Annotated in this window: 13 protein-coding genes; 5 read left to right on the forward strand and 8 right to left on the reverse strand. The window is 32.9% G+C overall.

Annotated elements, in window-relative coordinates; all coding sequences use genetic code 11:
* Positions 1-207: 207 nt before the first annotated feature.
* Both C8C83_RS22840 and C8C83_RS22845 read left to right on the forward strand, forming a co-directional pair.
* Positions 208-2,124 (forward strand): DUF294 nucleotidyltransferase-like domain-containing protein, encoded by a 1,917-nt coding sequence (locus C8C83_RS22840; protein WP_132011919.1) that lies wholly within the window; start codon positions 208-210, stop codon positions 2,122-2,124.
* A 3-nt stretch (positions 2,125-2,127) separates the two neighbouring features.
* Entirely contained in the window at positions 2,128-2,724 is a 597-nt protein-coding gene (locus C8C83_RS22845; protein ID WP_121330849.1) for a 3'-5' exonuclease, read from the forward strand.
* 92 nt (positions 2,725-2,816) lie between these two features.
* Here C8C83_RS22845 and C8C83_RS22850 read toward each other — a convergent pair whose 3' ends face one another.
* Complete coding sequence (locus C8C83_RS22850) at positions 2,817-3,812, reverse strand: helix-turn-helix domain-containing protein (protein ID WP_121330850.1); 996 nt, start codon at positions 3,810-3,812, stop codon at positions 2,817-2,819.
* A gap of 149 nt (positions 3,813-3,961) precedes the next feature.
* Between C8C83_RS22850 and C8C83_RS22855 the strand changes: the two genes are divergently transcribed.
* Both C8C83_RS22855 and C8C83_RS22860 read left to right on the forward strand, forming a co-directional pair.
* Positions 3,962-4,384 carry a glyoxalase/bleomycin resistance/extradiol dioxygenase family protein gene (locus C8C83_RS22855; protein WP_121330851.1) on the forward strand — a complete coding sequence of 141 codons (423 nt, stop codon included), beginning with the start codon at positions 3,962-3,964 and terminating at the stop codon, positions 4,382-4,384.
* Between the two features lie 40 nt (positions 4,385-4,424).
* A complete protein-coding gene (locus C8C83_RS22860; protein ID WP_121330852.1) occupies positions 4,425-4,643 on the forward strand; it encodes a DUF4287 domain-containing protein in 219 nt (72 codons plus the stop codon).
* A gap of 86 nt (positions 4,644-4,729) precedes the next feature.
* Here the strand turns inward: C8C83_RS22860 and acs are convergent, their stop codons facing one another.
* The 7 genes from acs to C8C83_RS22895 form a co-directional block, all read right to left on the reverse strand.
* Positions 4,730-6,637, reverse strand: coding sequence for an acetate--CoA ligase (acs, locus tag C8C83_RS22865; RefSeq protein WP_121330853.1), 1,908 nt, complete (start codon positions 6,635-6,637; stop codon positions 4,730-4,732).
* Positions 6,638-7,138: 501 nt separating this feature from the next.
* A complete protein-coding gene (ilvC, locus tag C8C83_RS22870; RefSeq protein ID WP_121330854.1) occupies positions 7,139-8,608 on the reverse strand; it encodes a ketol-acid reductoisomerase in 1,470 nt (489 codons plus the stop codon).
* Between the two features lie 60 nt (positions 8,609-8,668).
* Complete coding sequence (gene ilvN, locus C8C83_RS22875) at positions 8,669-9,190, reverse strand: acetolactate synthase small subunit (RefSeq protein ID WP_121330855.1); 522 nt, start codon at positions 9,188-9,190, stop codon at positions 8,669-8,671.
* A gap of 67 nt (positions 9,191-9,257) precedes the next feature.
* Positions 9,258-10,946 (reverse strand): biosynthetic-type acetolactate synthase large subunit, encoded by a 1,689-nt coding sequence (gene ilvB / locus C8C83_RS22880; RefSeq protein WP_121330856.1) that lies wholly within the window; start codon positions 10,944-10,946, stop codon positions 9,258-9,260.
* Between the two features lie 67 nt (positions 10,947-11,013).
* A complete protein-coding gene (gene ilvD / locus C8C83_RS22885) occupies positions 11,014-12,687 on the reverse strand; it encodes a dihydroxy-acid dehydratase (RefSeq protein ID WP_121330857.1) in 1,674 nt (557 codons plus the stop codon).
* A 267-nt stretch (positions 12,688-12,954) separates the two neighbouring features.
* On the reverse strand, positions 12,955-14,073 hold the full coding sequence (gene leuB / locus C8C83_RS22890) for a 3-isopropylmalate dehydrogenase (protein ID WP_121330858.1): 1,119 nt from the start codon (positions 14,071-14,073) through the stop codon (positions 12,955-12,957).
* A gap of 134 nt (positions 14,074-14,207) precedes the next feature.
* Positions 14,208-15,383, reverse strand: a complete 1,176-nt coding sequence (locus C8C83_RS22895; protein WP_121331433.1) for a 2-isopropylmalate synthase — start codon at positions 15,381-15,383, stop codon at positions 14,208-14,210.
* A gap of 155 nt (positions 15,384-15,538) precedes the next feature.
* Here C8C83_RS22895 and C8C83_RS22900 point away from each other — a divergent pair, with 155 nt between their 5' ends.
* On the forward strand, positions 15,539-17,083 hold the full coding sequence (locus C8C83_RS22900; RefSeq protein WP_121330859.1) for a hypothetical protein: 1,545 nt from the start codon (positions 15,539-15,541) through the stop codon (positions 17,081-17,083).
* The last annotated feature ends 232 nt before the right edge of the window (positions 17,084-17,315 follow it).

The raw sequence follows: 17,315 nt of genomic DNA on the forward strand, positions 1-17,315 counted from the left end.
CTTGCTGTATTCCTTAAACAAATTTTATTTCTTCCAAATATCTGCTCTTTTTAAGGCTTTCAAAATATTTAAATGAATTTTAAGCCTTAGAATTAAATATTTTTTTGTAATTTTTTAAAATATTTAGATTCTCACAAAGATGCTTTCGTTGTAAGAGTTTATTTTATTATTTTTACATTCGATACTTTAAAAAAATTATCAAAATATATGAATACAATAGCTGAGCATATTGCAGATTTTTTAAAAGAATACCCGCCATTTGATAATTTAACTTTTCAGGAATTATCTGATATTGCAACCAATATTCGTGTTATAAATTTAGAAAAACATGCGGTATTATTTCAAAACAATGATTTACTTCACGACAGTTTTTATGTTGTAGCTTCTGGTATCATAAATTTAACAACAATTGCCGACGCCGAAGAAACGATTATTAACAAATGTCATGAAGGTGATATTTTTGGATTACGTCCGTTTTTTGCTAAGAATAACTACATGATGACCGCGAAAGCTCGTGAAGAAAGTATTATTTACGCAATTCCTATCGCTGTTTTCAGGCCTTTTGTTGCTAATAATTCAGATGTTTTGAACTTTTTATTAGAAAGTTTCGCTACAAATTCAAGACATACAAAAGATAGCGTTAGTTCTAATGGAAAAATGATTTCTGATACCTCATTTTATGTAGATCAGCAATCAGAAATGCAATATATTCAGTCTCTTAACTATAATAATTCACCTTTAACAACTGACGCAAGCCATATTGTTAAAGATGTTGCTATATTAATGACCGATGCAATGATGGATAATGTCATTGTATGCGAAAAAAATCGCCCAATTGGTATTGTTACAGCTACAGATCTAGCGTCTAAGATAGCGACAGGACGTTACCCGATTACAGAAACAATTGACAAAATAATGTCGTCGCCTGTAGTTACCGTAATTGAAAATGTTTCTCTTGCCGAAGCACAATTACTAATGCTAAAACATAATGTAACGCACTTGTGTGTTACAAAAGACGGTACAAGTAAATCTGCTGTAAAAGGAATAATTTCTGAACACGATCTAATTGTGGCTCAAGCAAGTAACCCTGGTGTTTTAATCAAAGAGATTAAACGTTCGCAACTTCCAAAAGACTTAAAACAAATACGTGATCGTTTATCTGATTTGATTCAGAATTCGATTCAAAAGAATATTCCGATTTCGCATATTAGTAATATTGTAAGCGAAATTAATTTAGCGATAATCAAACGTGCTGTTGAGTTGTCTATATTAGATTTAGGCTCCCCTCCTGCTCGTTTTGCATGGTTAAGCATTGGTAGTCAAGGGCGTAAGGAACAACTTTTATTAACAGATCAGGATAGTATTTTGATTTTTGAAGATGTTGCTCCGGAAAAATACAGAGAAGTAAAAGATTATTTCCTTAGATTAGCAAAAAGAGCTACATCAATACTGGAAAAAGTTGGTTATGAATTTTGTCCAAATGGGCATATGGGAAGCAATATGCTTTGGTGTAAGTCATTGACTGACTGGACAAAACAATACAACAGTTGGATGAATACTCCAGGTGAAAACAGTAATGATTTAAGCAGTATTTTCTTTGATTATGAGATCGTTTTTGGAGAACCTAAAATTGAAGAAGTTATTGAAAATGTCATTTTTAAAAATGCCGTTAACAATACTTTATTCTTTGACTTTTTAGGAAATGATGCTTTGAAAAAGAATTCTCCTTTGAGTTTTTTCAAAAAATTCATTGTTGAGGAAGAAGGTCCGGAAAAAGGAAAATTTGATATCAAAACACGTGCATTAATGCCTTTGATTGATGGCGCGCGTTTATTAATTTTAAATTCGAATATTAAAGGAATCAAGAATACCTATTTAAGATTCAAACAATTAGCAATAACAGATTCTAAAAATGCTGAGATATACCTGAGCTGTGCCGAAGCTTTTTTAACTTTGTCAAAATTTAGAACTGTGGAAGGATTAAAAAATGACGATTCTGGTCAATATATAAATTTGAGAGAAATGTCTAAAACAGACAAAGAGAAGTTAAAAAATGCTTTGACTCCAATGAAAGATCTTGAGGAATTAATTAAAAGTAAATTTCAATTGACCCAATTCTCATAAAATATGCTAGACTGGATTAAAAATATCAATAAGGAGTATCCGGATTTCTGGAAAGATTACCTGACTAAATTCGAAACAAAACCTAATAGATTTGTGGTCTTATCGACTGAAACTTCGGGACTAAACCCAAATAAAGATGTTATTTTGTCTTTGGGTGCTTTTTCTGTAGTGGATGATAGTATTATAATAAAGGATAATTTTGAAGCTGTTTTGTTACAGTACAAATTTTTGCAGGATAATGGTCTTTCGAATGAGTTTATCATAGAAAGTAAAATGCTCAAAATGCCTGAACCTGATGCTATTGAATCTTTGGTGAATTTTATCGGTAATTCAATTCTGGTTGGTCATCATATTAATTTTGACATCGAAATGCTAAATGCTGCATTAGAGCGTCTTGATTGCGGAAGATTAAAAAACGAAGCCTTAGATGTTGATATGATGTACAGAAAATTAACTGATATCAATGACAAACAGTTTTCGCTTGACGATTTAACCGAAATATTTAAAATTCCGAAAAGTGATCGAAATTCATCTGCTGAAGATGCATATAAAATTGCTTTATTGTTTTTGAAACTTAAATCCAGATTAGGAATTAAATAGTTTTTTTTAACCATATAAGCGATATAAGAAAATATAATTTTTAACACAAAGAAAAGCCTCTTAAAGATATTAAGAGGCTTTTTTATTTTTCTTTAATAGTTTTCGGAAACCAACGCAACAGCCATTTTATTGTATTTATTGCGATATTCAATTGGAGTAAGACCGGTTATTTTTTTAAAAATTGTCCTAAATGCTTTTGTATCTGTATAACCTACATCGTACATCACTTCATTTATATTTTTTCGACTTGTTTCGAAACTACGTTTGGCAAATTCTACTTTAACCCGGTTTATATACACTAATACCGAATTATTAGTAGCAACTTTAAAACGTCTTTCAAAACTTCTTCTTCCCAACGACACTAAATCAGACAACTCTTCAATTGTTATTTTTTCCTGAACATTGTTTTCAATAAAATCTTGTGTCTTTTTTATAATATCATCATTATGATTTTTTTGACCCTGAAACATTGCAAATGCCAACTGGCTTTCTCGATCGATATCAATTGCAAAATATTTTGAAGCTAAAATTGCAGTTTCCCTATCTGTATATTTTTCTACCAAATGCAGTAATAAATTCCAATATGATTTTGCACCGCCACTTGAATAAATTCTATTTTCTTCGGTTATAATACTTCCGTCTACTACTTCAACATCTGGAAACATTTCGCGAAATTCATTTTGGAAACCCCAATGTGTTGAACATTTTTTACCATTAAGCAAACCTGTAGAAGCTAATAAAAATGCTCCAACACATAGTGAAGCAATTTCTGCACCTTTATTATATTGTTCATTTATCCAAGGTAATAATTCCTGATTTTGATCGATCGCACTTTTCATATCACCAAATAAAGCGGGTACTACAACCAAATCCGTTTTTTCAATGTCTTTTAAAAGTTGAGAAGTATTTACAGAATACAAACCATCATTGAGTTTTATCTCTTTTTTTAATCCTACTAATTGCACATCAAACAATGCTTTTCTACCTGATGCAACCATAAATTGATTAACTGCCGAAAATAAATACTGAGGATCAGCAATTGCTTGCAAAACAGAACTTTCTGGAACTAGAATACTTACTTTTTTCATCTTTAGCACTTTTAATTTTCAATAAAGATATAAAAAATGACGCAAACACCCTCTTAGTTGTCATTTACGTACAGTGTTTTTTCTTACAACTAATCGCAACTTTGTCTTGTTGGTTTAATTAAGAACCAACATAAAAAAAATAAGGCAAAATGACAACAATAAATTCTTATTTGACTTTCAACGGCAATTGTCGTGAAGCAATGACATTCTATAAAGAATGTTTAGGAGGTGAACTTGTTATACAAACAGTTGATGAATCGCCAGTATCAGAACAACTGCCTTCGCAAATGAAAAAATGCATTTTACATTCAATGCTTAAAAGTGACAATCTTATAATTATGGGTTCAGATATGTCACCTCAAAATTTAATTAAAGGAAATGCGGTTTCGTTAATGCTTAATTTTTCAAGCGAAGAAGAAACACGAAAAACTTATGCAAGTTTATCCAGATATGGCAACGCTTCGCAACCATTGGAGATAATGTTTTGGGGAGCTTTATTCGGACACTTAACAGACAAATTTGGAAATCAATGGATGTTTAATTACGATCCTAACCAAAATCAAAACAACTAATTATCAAAATATTTAATTAAACAATTAAATCTATAACATTATGTCATTTCAAGCATACTTAACAAATATTAAAGCAAAAACAGGAATGGAATCTGATGATTTTAAAAAACTTTCAGATGAAAAAGGATTTTCAGTCAATGGAGAATTAAAACCAGAAATAAAAGCAGGTGAAATTGTTACTTGGTTAAAATCTCATTTTGATTTAGGTCACGGACACGCAATGGCAATATACGCACTTCTAAAAGGGATTAGAAAGTAAACCTATTAAAAATAAAAACACAAACTCTCACTAAACAAAAAAGCTGCCTCGATTGGAGACAGCTTTTTATTTTTATTAAAAAAGTATTAGATTTTATCTTTCATAATCTCTTCTACAATTTCAGGATTCAATAATGTTGAAGTATCTCCAAAATTAGAAAAATCTCCTTCTGCTATTTTACGCAAAATTCTACGCATGATTTTTCCTGAGCGTGTTTTTGGTAAACCAGACACAAACTGAATTTTATCTAATTTTGCGATTGGTCCAATATGGTCAGAAATATATTGATTGATCTCTTTTGTTAAGTTAGTTCTATCTCTAACTTCCCCAGTTTCTTTCAGGATTACAAAACCGTATAATGCATTTCCTTTAATATCGTGTGGAAATCCAACAATTGCAGATTCTGCAACTGCTGGATGCTCGTTGATCGCATCTTCAATTGGAGCTGTTCCTAAATTATGTCCTGAAACAATTACAACATCATCTACTCTACCGGTGATTCTGTAATATCCAACTTCATCTCTCAATGCACCGTCTCCTGTGAAATATTTTCCAGGGAAAGCAGAGAAATAAGTGTCTTTGTAACGTTGGTGATCTCCCCAGATAGTTCTGGCGATTCCAGGCCACGGAAATTTAATACATAAACTTCCAACAACTTGGTTTCCTTCGATTTCATTGCGTTTTTCATCCATTAAAACAGGCTGAATTCCCGGTAATGGCAAAGTTGCGTATGTTGGTTTTGTTGGCGTTACAAAAGCAATTGGAGAAATCATGATTCCGCCAGTTTCTGTTTGCCACCAAGTATCAACCACCGGACATCTTTTATCTCCAACGTGGTCATTGAACCAGTGCCAAGCTTCTTCGTTGATTGGTTCTCCAACAGATCCAATAACTTTTAATGATTTAAGTGGGTATTTTTGAATGTAATCTAAACTTTCTTTTGCTAACGAACGAATTGCCGTTGGCGCTGTATAGAATTGTGTGATTTTATGTTTTTCGATAATATCCCAAAAACGGCTAAAATCAGGATAAGACGGAACTCCTTCGAAAATTACGGTTGTTCCTCCATTCAATAATGGTCCGTATAATATATAAGAGTGACCTGTAATCCAACCAATATCTGCTGTACACCAGAAAATATCATTTTCTTCGTGGCTGAAAACATTTTTAAAAGTATATGCTGTATAAACCATATATCCAGCTGTAGTATGCACCATTCCTTTTGGTTTTCCTGTAGAACCAGAAGTATACAAGATAAACAAAGGATCTTCGGCATCCATAATTTCAGCTACACTATTGTCTAAAGCTGTATCCAATAGAGGTTGTAACCATTGGTCACGTCCTTCTTTCATTTTTATATCAGTATTGGTTCTTTTTACAACCAAAACCTGAGAAACAGATGGGCAAGTTTCTAATGCTTCATCAACGATTCCTTTTAGATCAATTGTTTTGTTTCCTCTGTAACCTCCATCAGATGTAATAACCATTTTAGATTCACAGTCATTAATTCTGGCAGAAACTGCTGAAGCTGAGAAACCAGCAAAAACAACAGAGTGAATTGCTCCAATTCTCGCACATGCCAAAACTGAAACCGCCAATTCCGGAATCATTGGTAAATAAATACAAACTCTGTCTCCTTTACGAACACCTTGCTCACGCAAAACATTTGCCATTTTTGAAACGCGCTCGTATAATTCATTATATGTTATATGTAAAGCTTCTTCAGAAGGATCATTCGGTTCAAAAATAATTGCCGTTTTTTCGCCTCTTTTGCTTAAATGTCTATCGATACAGTTTTTAGTAATATTAACTTTAGCTTCAGTAAACCATTTTACTTCGGCATCAGCCATATTAAAATCAACTACTTTATCCCATTGTTGATACCAAGTGAAATTTTCCTCAGCTATTTTTCCCCAAAATTTCCTTGGTTCTCTTATTGACTTATTGTAATGTTTAAAATATTGTTCTAAATTTTCAATTTTATAATAACTCATATGTTTTTGGAATTTTTTTTATAAATGTATTAAATATCAACGTATTCTTAAAATTATTTAATTCATAAATTTCAGCAAAAAAAAACACATATTAAAAAAAATATCCTTTTTTTCTACCTATAATATAATTTTTCCGTTTTTGAAGTAAAATTACATATTGCAAAAAAGGCGCAATAAATAAATACTACGCCTTTTTAATTTTAACAATTTCAATAACAATTAATTTTGTAATTCTGCATTACAATGCTTTACACTATTTTGAAAATAGCAGCAGCTTTATTAATTAAAAATGAAACTTCAGCAAGTATATTTTTCTCAAAACATACTCCCTTATTTAGGGATTAGCTTCACTTAACTTACTTACTCACAGAAGTTAAGTGAATGCAGAATGCATCTATATCCAATTTTTCTTAATAAGTGCTTACTAATTCAAAATATTATATAAAAAGAGATACAGTGCAAAATCCCATCACACCCGAATGTGTGGTAATTCCTAATTTATTATCCAATTTTTTTCATTGCAGTCATAGATTCTCTCAACCATGCTCCTACTTCTTCGATAGGATGTTGACGAATTTCTTTGTTTACTGCTATTAAAACAGCATTATCTACACCGTTTGAAGTCGAAAATGGTTTTCCTATAATATTAGTTTCAACTGTTTTCATAAACTCAGTCAATAATGGTTTACAAGCATGGTCAAATAAATAACAACCATATTCTGCAGTATCCGAAATAACACGGTTCATTTCAAATAATTTCTTTCTTGCAATTGTGTTAGCAATCAAAGGCAATTCGTGTAATGATTCATAATAAGCTGATTCTTCGATAATTCCAGCTTCTGTCATAGTTTCAAAAGCCAGTTCTACACCCGCTTTAACCATAGCAATCATTAAAACTCCATTGTCAAAATATTCCTGCTCAGAAATTGGAGCTTCTTGTGGTGCTGTTTTCTCGAAATTCGTTTCTCCTGTTGCAGCTCTCCATTTTAATAAATTTACATCGTCATTAGCCCAGTCGATCATCATTGTTCTTGAGAATTCTCCAGAAATAATATCATCTTGGTGTTTTTGAAATAACGGACGCATAATGTCTTTTAATTCTTCTGCAATTTCATAAGCTTCGATTTTTGCAGGATTAGAAAGACGATCTAACATATTGGTGATTCCACCATGTTTCAAAGCTTCTGTGATAGTTTCCCATCCGTATTGAATTAATTTTGAAGCATATGCAGGATCGATTCCTTTTTCTACCATTTTATCAAAACATAAAATAGAACCCGTTTGCAATAATCCGCAAAGGATAGTTTGCTCACCCATTAAATCTGATTTTACTTCAGCAACAAATGATGATTTTAAAACTCCTGCTTTATGTCCTCCAGTTGCTACAGCATAAGCTTTTGCCTGATCTAAACCAAAAGCGTTTGGATCATTTTCAGGGTGAACTGCAATTAAAGTTGGTACACCAAATCCTCTTTTGTATTCTTCACGAACCTCAGAACCAGGGCATTTAGGAGCACACATAATAACTGTGATATCTTTACGAATCTGCATTCCTTCTTCAACAATATTAAAACCGTGAGAATATGATAATGTCGATCCTTGTTTCATTAATGGCATAATGGCAGTAACTACAGCAGTGTGTTGTTTATCCGGAGTTAAGTTACAAACTACGTCAGCAGTTGGAATTAATTCTTCATAAGTACCTACTTTAAAACCGTTTTCAGTAGCATTTTTATAAGAAGCTCTTTTTTCAGCGATTGCATCTGCACGCAATGCATACGAAATATCCAAACCAGAATCTCTCATGTTCAAACCTTGATTTAAACCTTGTGCACCACAACCTACGATGACAACTTTTTTTCCTGCAAGTGCAGCAATTCCGTCTGAAAATTCAGATTGCTCCATAAATTCGCAAACTCCTAATTGTTCTAATTGTAATCTAAGTGGTAATGTGTTGAAATAATTTGCCATTCTTTTTTAATATTTAATGATGTTGTAATTTAATAATTGATTAATATGTATAAAATGATACTATTTGAATGTTTCTAATAAAGTCGAAATTTCCATTTTTTCTTTAGAAACTGATATTCTTCCTGAACGTACAAATTGCATAATCCCGTAAGGTTTAAACTTTTCATATAATTCTTCTATTTCAGAACGTCTTCCTGATTTTGAAATCACAAAGAAATCACGAGAAACAGTTACAATTGTTGATTGGCTGTCTTTGATGATATTCTGAATTTGTTTCTCATCGAATAACAAACTTGAAGCAATTTTGAACAATGCATTTTCCAAATAAATCGTCTCTTCATCTGTGTGATAAAAAGCTTTAATCACTTCGATTTGTTTTTCAATTTGTCCTACGATATTCTGAACCCATTTCTCTGTTGTATTTACTACAATGATAAATCTTGAAACATTCTCAATTTCTGATTCTGAAACGTTTAAACTTAATATATTAATGTGACGCTTTAAGAATATTCCTGATATTCTATTCAATAAGCCCACGTTATTTTCTGAATATACCGATATGGTAAATGTTTTATCTTCCATTTTTGTTTTTTAGTTTTATTTGTTTCAATCCCGATAGCTATCGGGATTGAAACATGAAACTTTTTCTTTAGCTTAATCTAATTTCAGAAACACAAGCTCCTGTTGGAATCATTGGAAAAACGTTGTTTTCCTTTTCTACCATAACTTCTAAGAAATAAGAATCTTTTGAAGCCATCATTTCTGCGACAGCTGCATCAAGATCTTCTCTTTGTGTTACTTTTTTAGATTTAATATGATATCCTTCGGCAATAGCGACAAAATTTGGATTAATCATTTTTGTTGAAGCATATCTGTTATCAAAAAATAATTCTTGCCATTGACGCACCATTCCTAAAAACTCATTGTTTAGCACAACAATTTTTACCGGAACTTGCGTTTGGAAAATAGTCCCTAATTCCTGAATTGTCATCTGGAAACCTCCATCACCAATAATCGCAACAACTTCGCGCTCTGGTTTTCCCATTTTGGCTCCAATTGCAGCTGGTAAAGCAAATCCCATTGTTCCTAAACCTCCTGAAGTAATATTACTTTTGGTTGAATTAAATTTAGCATAACGACAAGCAAACATTTGGTGTTGACCAACATCTGAAACAATTATTGCATCACCTTTTGAGTGTTTATTAATCATTTCAAGTGTTTCTCCCATCGAAATTCCTTTACCATTCGTTGGGTTTAATTCTTCATTAATAACCGTTTCAACTTCGATTTTGTATAATTCTTTAAATTCATTATGCCACAAATCATGTGATTTTGCATCAATTAATGGCAATATTGCGTTCAAAGCTTCCTTTACATCCCCTAAAACGGCAACTTCTGTTTTTACGTTTTTATCAACTTCGGCAGGATCAATTTCAAAGTGAATTACTTTTGCCTGTTTGGCATATGTACTTAATTTACCTGTAACGCGGTCGTCAAAACGCATTCCCAACGCAATTAAAACATCACATTCATTGGTTAATAAATTTGGACCGTAATTCCCATGCATTCCAAGCATACCAACGTTTAACGGATGATCTGTTGGCAAAGCCGAAAGTCCTAAAATAGTCCAACCCGCAGGTACTCCTGATTTTTCGATAAAAGCTTTTAATTGTTCTTCGGCCTGACCGAGAATAATTCCCTGACCAAAAACAATAAAAGGTTTTTTAGCACTGTTAATTAAAGCAGCAGCTTCGGCCACTTTATCTAAATTTAGCTTTGGAACCGGAACATAACTTCTAATTCCTGTACATTTTTCATAGCTAAAATCAAACTCATCAAATTGAGCATTTTTTGTAATATCAATCAAAACCGGACCCGGACGTCCAGAACGCGCAATATAGAAGGCTTTTGCAATAATTTCCGGAATTTGAGAAGCTTCAGTAATCTGAAAATTCCATTTGGTTACCGGAGTCGAAATTCCGATAATATCCGTTTCCTGAAAAGCATCAGAACCTAATAAATGTCTGCCTACTTGTCCTGTAATACAAACTAGCGGGGTTGAATCTATCTGAGCATCAGCGATTCCTGTAACTAAATTTGTTGCTCCCGGTCCAGAAGTTGCAATCGCAACTCCTACTTTTCCTGTAGCTCTTGCATAACCTTGAGCTGCATGTGTTGCACCTTGTTCGTGACGTACTAAAACGTGGTGTAACTGATCTTGAAATTTATATAATTCGTCGTAAACCGGCATGATTGCTCCACCTGGATAACCATAAACCAAGTCTACTCCTTCTTCTAACAAACATCTTATAACGGCTTCTGCCCCTGATATTCTCATAGTATATTTTTTTTATCAATTGCAAATTCAATTAAAATTGCAATTGATTTTTGATATGTTTTGTAAATTAATTATCGGTAACGCAACCTGTAGAAGCGCTTGAAACCGATCTCGCATATTTAAGTAAAACTCCTTTTGTAACTTTTAACGGTGGCTGAACCCAAGCCGCTTTTCTTGCTGCAAATTCTTCGTCAGATATTTTCAGGTTGATTGTATTATTTACAGCATCGATTGCGATTAAATCTCCATCTTTTACTAAAGCAATACCACCACCATCATAAGCCTCTGGTGTGATGTGTCCTACGACAAAGCCATGTGAACCTCCAGAGAATCTACCGTCTGTGATAAGAGCACAAGTGCTACCTAATCCGGCTCCGATAATTGCAGATGTAGGCTTCAACATTTCAGGCATCCCCGGACCACCTTTTGGTCCACAATACCTGATGACGACTACATTACCTGGTTTTATTTTTCCGGCCTCAAGACCTGGAATTACTTCAAATTCTCCTTCAAAAACTACAGCAGGTCCTTCAAAATATTCTCCTTCTTTTCCGCTGATTTTTGCTACTGCTCCTTCCGAAGCAAGGTTTCCGTATAAAACCTGAATATTTCCTGTTGGTTTCAACGCTTTTTGAATTTCATGAATTACTTCTTGTCCGTCTTGTAAATCCGGAGTCGAAGCTAGATTTTCAGCAACTGTTTTTCCTGTTACAGTCAAACAATCTCCGTGAATCAATCCTACTTTTAGTAAATATTTCATTACTGAAGGAATTCCTCCTACTTCATGAATATCTTCCATCATATATTTACCACTTGGTTTCATGTCGGCAAGAACCGGAGTTCTGTCATTAATAGCCTGAAAATCATCCAGCGTAATTGTAATACCAACAGAATGTGCCATTGCAATTAAGTGCATAACTGCATTTGTAGAACCTCCTAAAACTGCTACAATTGTAATAGCATTTTCAAAAGCTTTACGAGTCATGATATCTTTTGGCTTAATATCTTTTTCTAATAAAATTTTAATTGCAGCTCCTGCAGCAAGACATTCGTCTCTTTTTGCCTGGCTTAAAGCAGGGTTTGAAGAACTGTATGGCAAACTCATTCCTAATGCTTCAATTGCCGAAGACATTGTATTTGCAGTATACATTCCTCCACAAGCACCAGCTCCGGGACATGCATTTTGGATAACTCCTTTAAAATCTTCCGGAGTAATTTCTCCTTTTACTTTTTTTCCTAAAGCTTCAAAAGCAGAAACAATATTTAGCGTTTCTCCTTTCCATTTTCCAGAGTGAATTGAACCTCCGTAAACCATAAGAGACGGGCGATTTAATCTTCCCATAGCGATTAAAGCTCCGGGCATATTTTTATCACAACCAGGAATCGCAATAATACTATCATACCATTGTGCTCCTGCAACTGTCTCGATAGAATCTGCAATTACATCACGAGAAACTAATGAATAACGCATTCCTTCAGTTCCGTTTGAAATTCCGTCACTGACACCAATGGTATTAAAAATAAGTCCGACCAGATTTACATCCCAAACACCTTTTTTAACATCTTTTGCTAAATCGTTTAAGTGCATATTACAAGTGTTACCATCGTAACCCATGCTCACAATACCAACTTGTGCTTTTTTTAAATCTTCTTCAGTTAAACCAATACCATACAACATCGCTTGCGCCGCAGGTTGTGTTTGATCTTGAGTGATGGTTTTGCTGTACTTATTTAATTCCATTATTGTGTTATTTATTTTAATTTTTATTCAAAAAAAAACCTTCCAATATTTGGAAGGTTTGTAATATAGTTTTTCAATTATATTTATACCATTCCCGATGCAGATGTGCTAAACACATTGACAACAACGACAGAAGTAATAATAATTGAGATTTGCATCTTTATTTTTTTAGTGTCACAAAAGTATGAAAACTTATAGGACTAAAAAAATAAAATCTCAACATTTTACATACTTCTTGTTATTTAATTCATTATTTTAATAAAAAACCTAAACTATTGTAGATTGACCTATGCTTACATTGTCATTATTGAAATAAAGTAGATCATCTTTGCTAAAAATGAAATTAGAAACAAACTCCCCTACTTCATTTGTACCAAATTTTGAATCCGGTTTTAAATCAACCGTAACAACTTTATATTCAATTGCTTTTTCAACAGCTTTATAAATTATGTTTGCTTCTGTAAACAATCCAAAATGCTCTAACAACATTGCTGCTGATAAAATTGAAGCAATTGGATTAGCAATATTTTTTCCTTTTGCTTGTGGATAAGAACCGTGAATTGGCTCAAACAAAGCATTTTTTTCTCCCAAAGAAGCTGAAGCTAATAATCCGATAGAACCTGTAATTACACTTGCTTCATCTGATAAAATATCTCCAAATAAATTCTCTGTCAAAATCACATCAAATTGTTTTGGGTTTAAGATAATCTGCATTGCTGCATTATCTACAAACAAAAAGTCTAAAGCAACATCCGGATAACCTTCGCTTACTTTTTGAACAACTTTTCTCCACAATCTTGAAGTTTCCAAAACATTTGCTTTGTCAACCATTGTTAATTTTTTGCGTCGATTTTGTGCTGATTTAAAAGCTAAATGTGCAATTCTTGTAATTTCTTCTTCTGAATATTCACATAAATCTGAAGCGTGAGTTCCTTCTTCATTTAGAGTTTTTGCTCCAAAATAAGCTCCGCCTGTTAATTCTCTGAAAATAGTAAAATCAGCGCCTTCGATAATTTCTCTTTTTAAAGGAGAAGCATCAAGCAATGATTTATAAGGTTTTATAGGACGAATATTAGCAAACAAGCCCAATTCTTTACGAAGCTTCAATAATCCTTGCTCCGGACGAACTTTTGCATTTGGATTATTATCATATTTAGGATCTCCAATTGCGCCAAACAAAACTGCATCTGTATTCAAACACAAATTCAAAGTTTGCTCCGGCAACGGACTTCCTGTTTTATCGATAGCGATCGCTCCCATAAGCGCCTCTTCAAAAACAAATTCATGATTATACACTTCGCCTATGGCGTATAAAGCTTTCTTGGCTTGTAAAATTACCTCAGGTCCAATTCCGTCTCCAGGTAAAACTGCTATTTTCAAATTCATAACGTCTCGTTCTTTATGTATTTAAATCCTAATATTATCTATTATCTATTATCTATTTTCTTTACTCTTTATTCTTTACTCTTTACTCTTCCTTCTATTCTCTATCCTCTTTATTCTATCTTCTCTCCTCAAAACTAGCTTCTAATCAACTCATCCTGAATTTTAGCAGCCTCGATAATCTGATGAATATCAGCATCAACAACTTCTTTTTTAATATCAGCAAACTTCAAGAACTCAATATATACAATGTCTAATTGTACTTTTGTCAACTCGTAACCTACTTTTTTAGCACGGTAAGCTAATGCTGCTCTACCACTTCTTGCTGTTAGAATAATCGAGGATTCATTTACTCCAACATCCAGCGGATCAATTATTTCGTAAGTCGCTCTGTTTTTAATTATACCGTCCTGGTGAATTCCAGAACTATGTGCAAAAGCATTTGCTCCAACAATAGCTTTATTAGGCTGAACGAACATTCCCATACTTTCAGAAACTAATCGGCTCATTTCATTCAATTCTCTTGTATTAATGTTAGTATCAAGATTTAAGTAAGGATGTTGTTTAAAAACCATTACCACTTCTTCAAGTGCCGTATTTCCAGCTCTTTCACCAATACCATTAATAGTACATTCTATTTGTCTTGCTCCATTTATCGCACCTGCAATAGAGTTTGCAGTTGCCATTCCTAAATCATTATGACAGTGACAAGAAAGAATTACGTTTTCAATACCTTTTACATTTTCTCTTAAATATTTCATTTTTGCTCCGTATTCTTCCGGTAGACAATATCCTGTTGTATCAGGAATATTCAATACAGTAGCTCCGGATTTAATAACTTCTTCGCAAACTTTTGCAAGGAAAGCATTATCAGTTCTACCACCATCTTCTGCATAAAACTCAACGTCTTCTACATAAGATTTTGCGTGAGAAACAGCAAATTTTGCTCTTGCAATAATATCTTCTCTTGTGGTCTTTAATTTGTGGAGTATATGAGACTCAGATGTTCCGATTCCTGTGTGGATTCTAGGTCTTTTAGCATGTTTTAAAGCAGCTGCAGCAACATCAATGTCGTTTTTGACAGCTCTTGTTAGTCCGCAGACCGTCGCATTCTCTACAATTTTACAAATCTCAGAGACCGATAAAAAATCGCCTGGACTTGACACAGGAAAACCTGCTTCGATAACGTCAACTCCCATTTTATCAAGTCGTTCTGCTATAACTAATTTTTGTTTAGTATCTAACTTACATCCTGGAACTTGTTCGCCATCGCGCAAAGTGGTGTCAAAAATTTGAACTTTCTCTCTATTCATATTCATTTATTTAATGTAATTTCACATCTTGATAACAAATATATATTGTACTTCTTCAGTACGAAATTCATTTTAATGAAATTATACTGTTCATAACACAATTTATAACGATTTAATCAACTTAAAATCAATAATTTACATTATTATATTTTACAATGGCTAACCATCAAAAAGATTTCTTATTTGTATTAATAAAATCACTTTCTAAATCCGAAAAAAGACAGTTTAAAATTTTTGCAAGCCGATTAGAAACCAGTTCTAATACGAAATTCATCGAATTGTTTAATATTCTGGACAAGTCTGAAAACTATGATGAAAAGCTCATTTTAAAGAGCGGAATCATCAAAAAAGTTCAGCTATCTAATTTAAAATCATACTTATACAAGCAAATCCTGGTTAGTATTCGATTGAATATTCCTAGTCAAAACATTCGTTATCAATTACGGGAACAAATAGATTTTGCCGTTATTTTATATAATAAAGGACTATACAAACAGAGTTTAAAAATTCTGGACAAAACCAAAATCATCGCGCTTGAAAATGATGAAAAATATATGGCGTATGAAATTGTAGAATTCGAAAAACTTATAGAATCGCAATATATTACCCGAAGTATTCAAGGTCGCGCCGATGAATTGGTTATTCAGGCCAAAGAATTGAATTATAGAAATACGATTTCAAGTAAGTTATCGAATTTATCGCTTCAGCTATACGGAATAATGCTAAAAACCGGTTACGTAAAAAGCGATGAAGAATATAAATATATTGATGATTATTTCAACAAACACATTTCTAAATTAGACGAAAGCAAGTTTGGTTTCCGTGAGAAATACTGGTTTTACAATGCAAATCTATGGCGAAGCTTCCTTGTTCAGGACTTTCTTGCCAGTTATAAATATGCTTATAAATGGGTTCGTTTGTTTTATGATAATCCAAATATGATCATTCAGAATCCTGTATTTTTCTTAAAAGGAAATCATTACTTTTTGGAGTCCTTATATATGTTAAAGTATAAATCGAATTTCAAGAAGTATTTGACGCTTTTAGAAGAAACTATTGAAGATCCTAAATTTCCGGTAAACGATAACATTGCATCGCTATCATTTCTATACGTTTACAATAATAAGCTGAATTTACATATTCTCGAAGGTACTTTTGCCGAAAGCGAATATCTGATTCCTGAAATTCTCGAAAAGATAAAATTACACAGCGAACATCTTGACGAACATCACGAAATGTTATTCTACTATAAGATTGCTTCTATTTACTTTGGAAATGAGAAGTATAATGAATGTATTGCATACTTAGATAAAATCATAAACAACAAAAACCTAAGCATGCGCGAAGATTTAATGTGCTTTGCCAGACTTTTGTCATTGATTGCACATTATGAGTTAGGGAAAGATTATTATTTAGAAAATCACCTTAAAAATACCTATAAGTTTCTAATCAAAATGAACGACTTACACGAAGTTCAAAAGGAAATTATCAAGTTCTTAAGAAACCTAAACAATTTATATCCTGCAGATATTAAGAAAGAATTCATTAAAATGCGCGCTCGTTTTGTAGAACTTGAAAAAAACACTTACGAAAAAAGAGCTTTCTTATATCTAGACATTATTTCGTGGCTCGAAAGCAAAATCGAAAACCGCAAAATTGCTGATATTATAAGAGAAAAAGCGAAGCTTAATAGTCGTTAAATTTAAAATTCCAATAAAAAAAATCCAAATTCCAATAGTTTTCGCGTAGAGATCTTTGTCAAAGTTTAAAACTTTGACAAAGATTACGCATCGATTTGTTATTTCGACGTAAGGAGAAATCACACTAGAAGCTTCGGCTTTATAATCGTCAATCTTTGTCGAGTTTCTTGTGTGATTTCTGCCTTTGGTCGAAATGACAAGATTGCCTACAAACAATAAAACCGATAGGTTT

This window comes from Flavobacterium sp. 90 (genome assembly GCF_004339525.1).
In the GTDB taxonomy this organism is placed as follows: domain Bacteria; phylum Bacteroidota; class Bacteroidia; order Flavobacteriales; family Flavobacteriaceae; genus Flavobacterium.

Coding starts and splice junctions, on each gene's coding strand:
- ilvC (WP_121330854.1), bottom strand. CDS start 8,608: ATGGCAAATTATTTCAACACATTACCACTTAGATTACAATTAGAACAA.
- C8C83_RS22855 (WP_121330851.1), top strand. CDS start 3,962: ATGACAACAATAAATTCTTATTTGACTTTCAACGGCAATTGTCGTGAA.
- C8C83_RS22900 (WP_121330859.1), top strand. CDS start 15,539: ATGGCTAACCATCAAAAAGATTTCTTATTTGTATTAATAAAATCACTT.
- ilvD (WP_121330857.1), bottom strand. CDS start 12,687: ATGGAATTAAATAAGTACAGCAAAACCATCACTCAAGATCAAACACAA.
- ilvN (WP_121330855.1), bottom strand. CDS start 9,190: ATGGAAGATAAAACATTTACCATATCGGTATATTCAGAAAATAACGTG.
- C8C83_RS22860 (WP_121330852.1), top strand. CDS start 4,425: ATGTCATTTCAAGCATACTTAACAAATATTAAAGCAAAAACAGGAATG.
- C8C83_RS22850 (WP_121330850.1), bottom strand. CDS start 3,812: ATGAAAAAAGTAAGTATTCTAGTTCCAGAAAGTTCTGTTTTGCAAGCA.
- ilvB (WP_121330856.1), bottom strand. CDS start 10,946: ATGAGAATATCAGGGGCAGAAGCCGTTATAAGATGTTTGTTAGAAGAA.
- C8C83_RS22840 (WP_132011919.1), top strand. CDS start 208: ATGAATACAATAGCTGAGCATATTGCAGATTTTTTAAAAGAATACCCG.
- leuB (WP_121330858.1), bottom strand. CDS start 14,073: ATGAATTTGAAAATAGCAGTTTTACCTGGAGACGGAATTGGACCTGAG.
- C8C83_RS22895 (WP_121331433.1), bottom strand. CDS start 15,383: ATGAATAGAGAGAAAGTTCAAATTTTTGACACCACTTTGCGCGATGGC.
- acs (WP_121330853.1), bottom strand. CDS start 6,637: ATGAGTTATTATAAAATTGAAAATTTAGAACAATATTTTAAACATTAC.
- C8C83_RS22845 (WP_121330849.1), top strand. CDS start 2,128: ATGCTAGACTGGATTAAAAATATCAATAAGGAGTATCCGGATTTCTGG.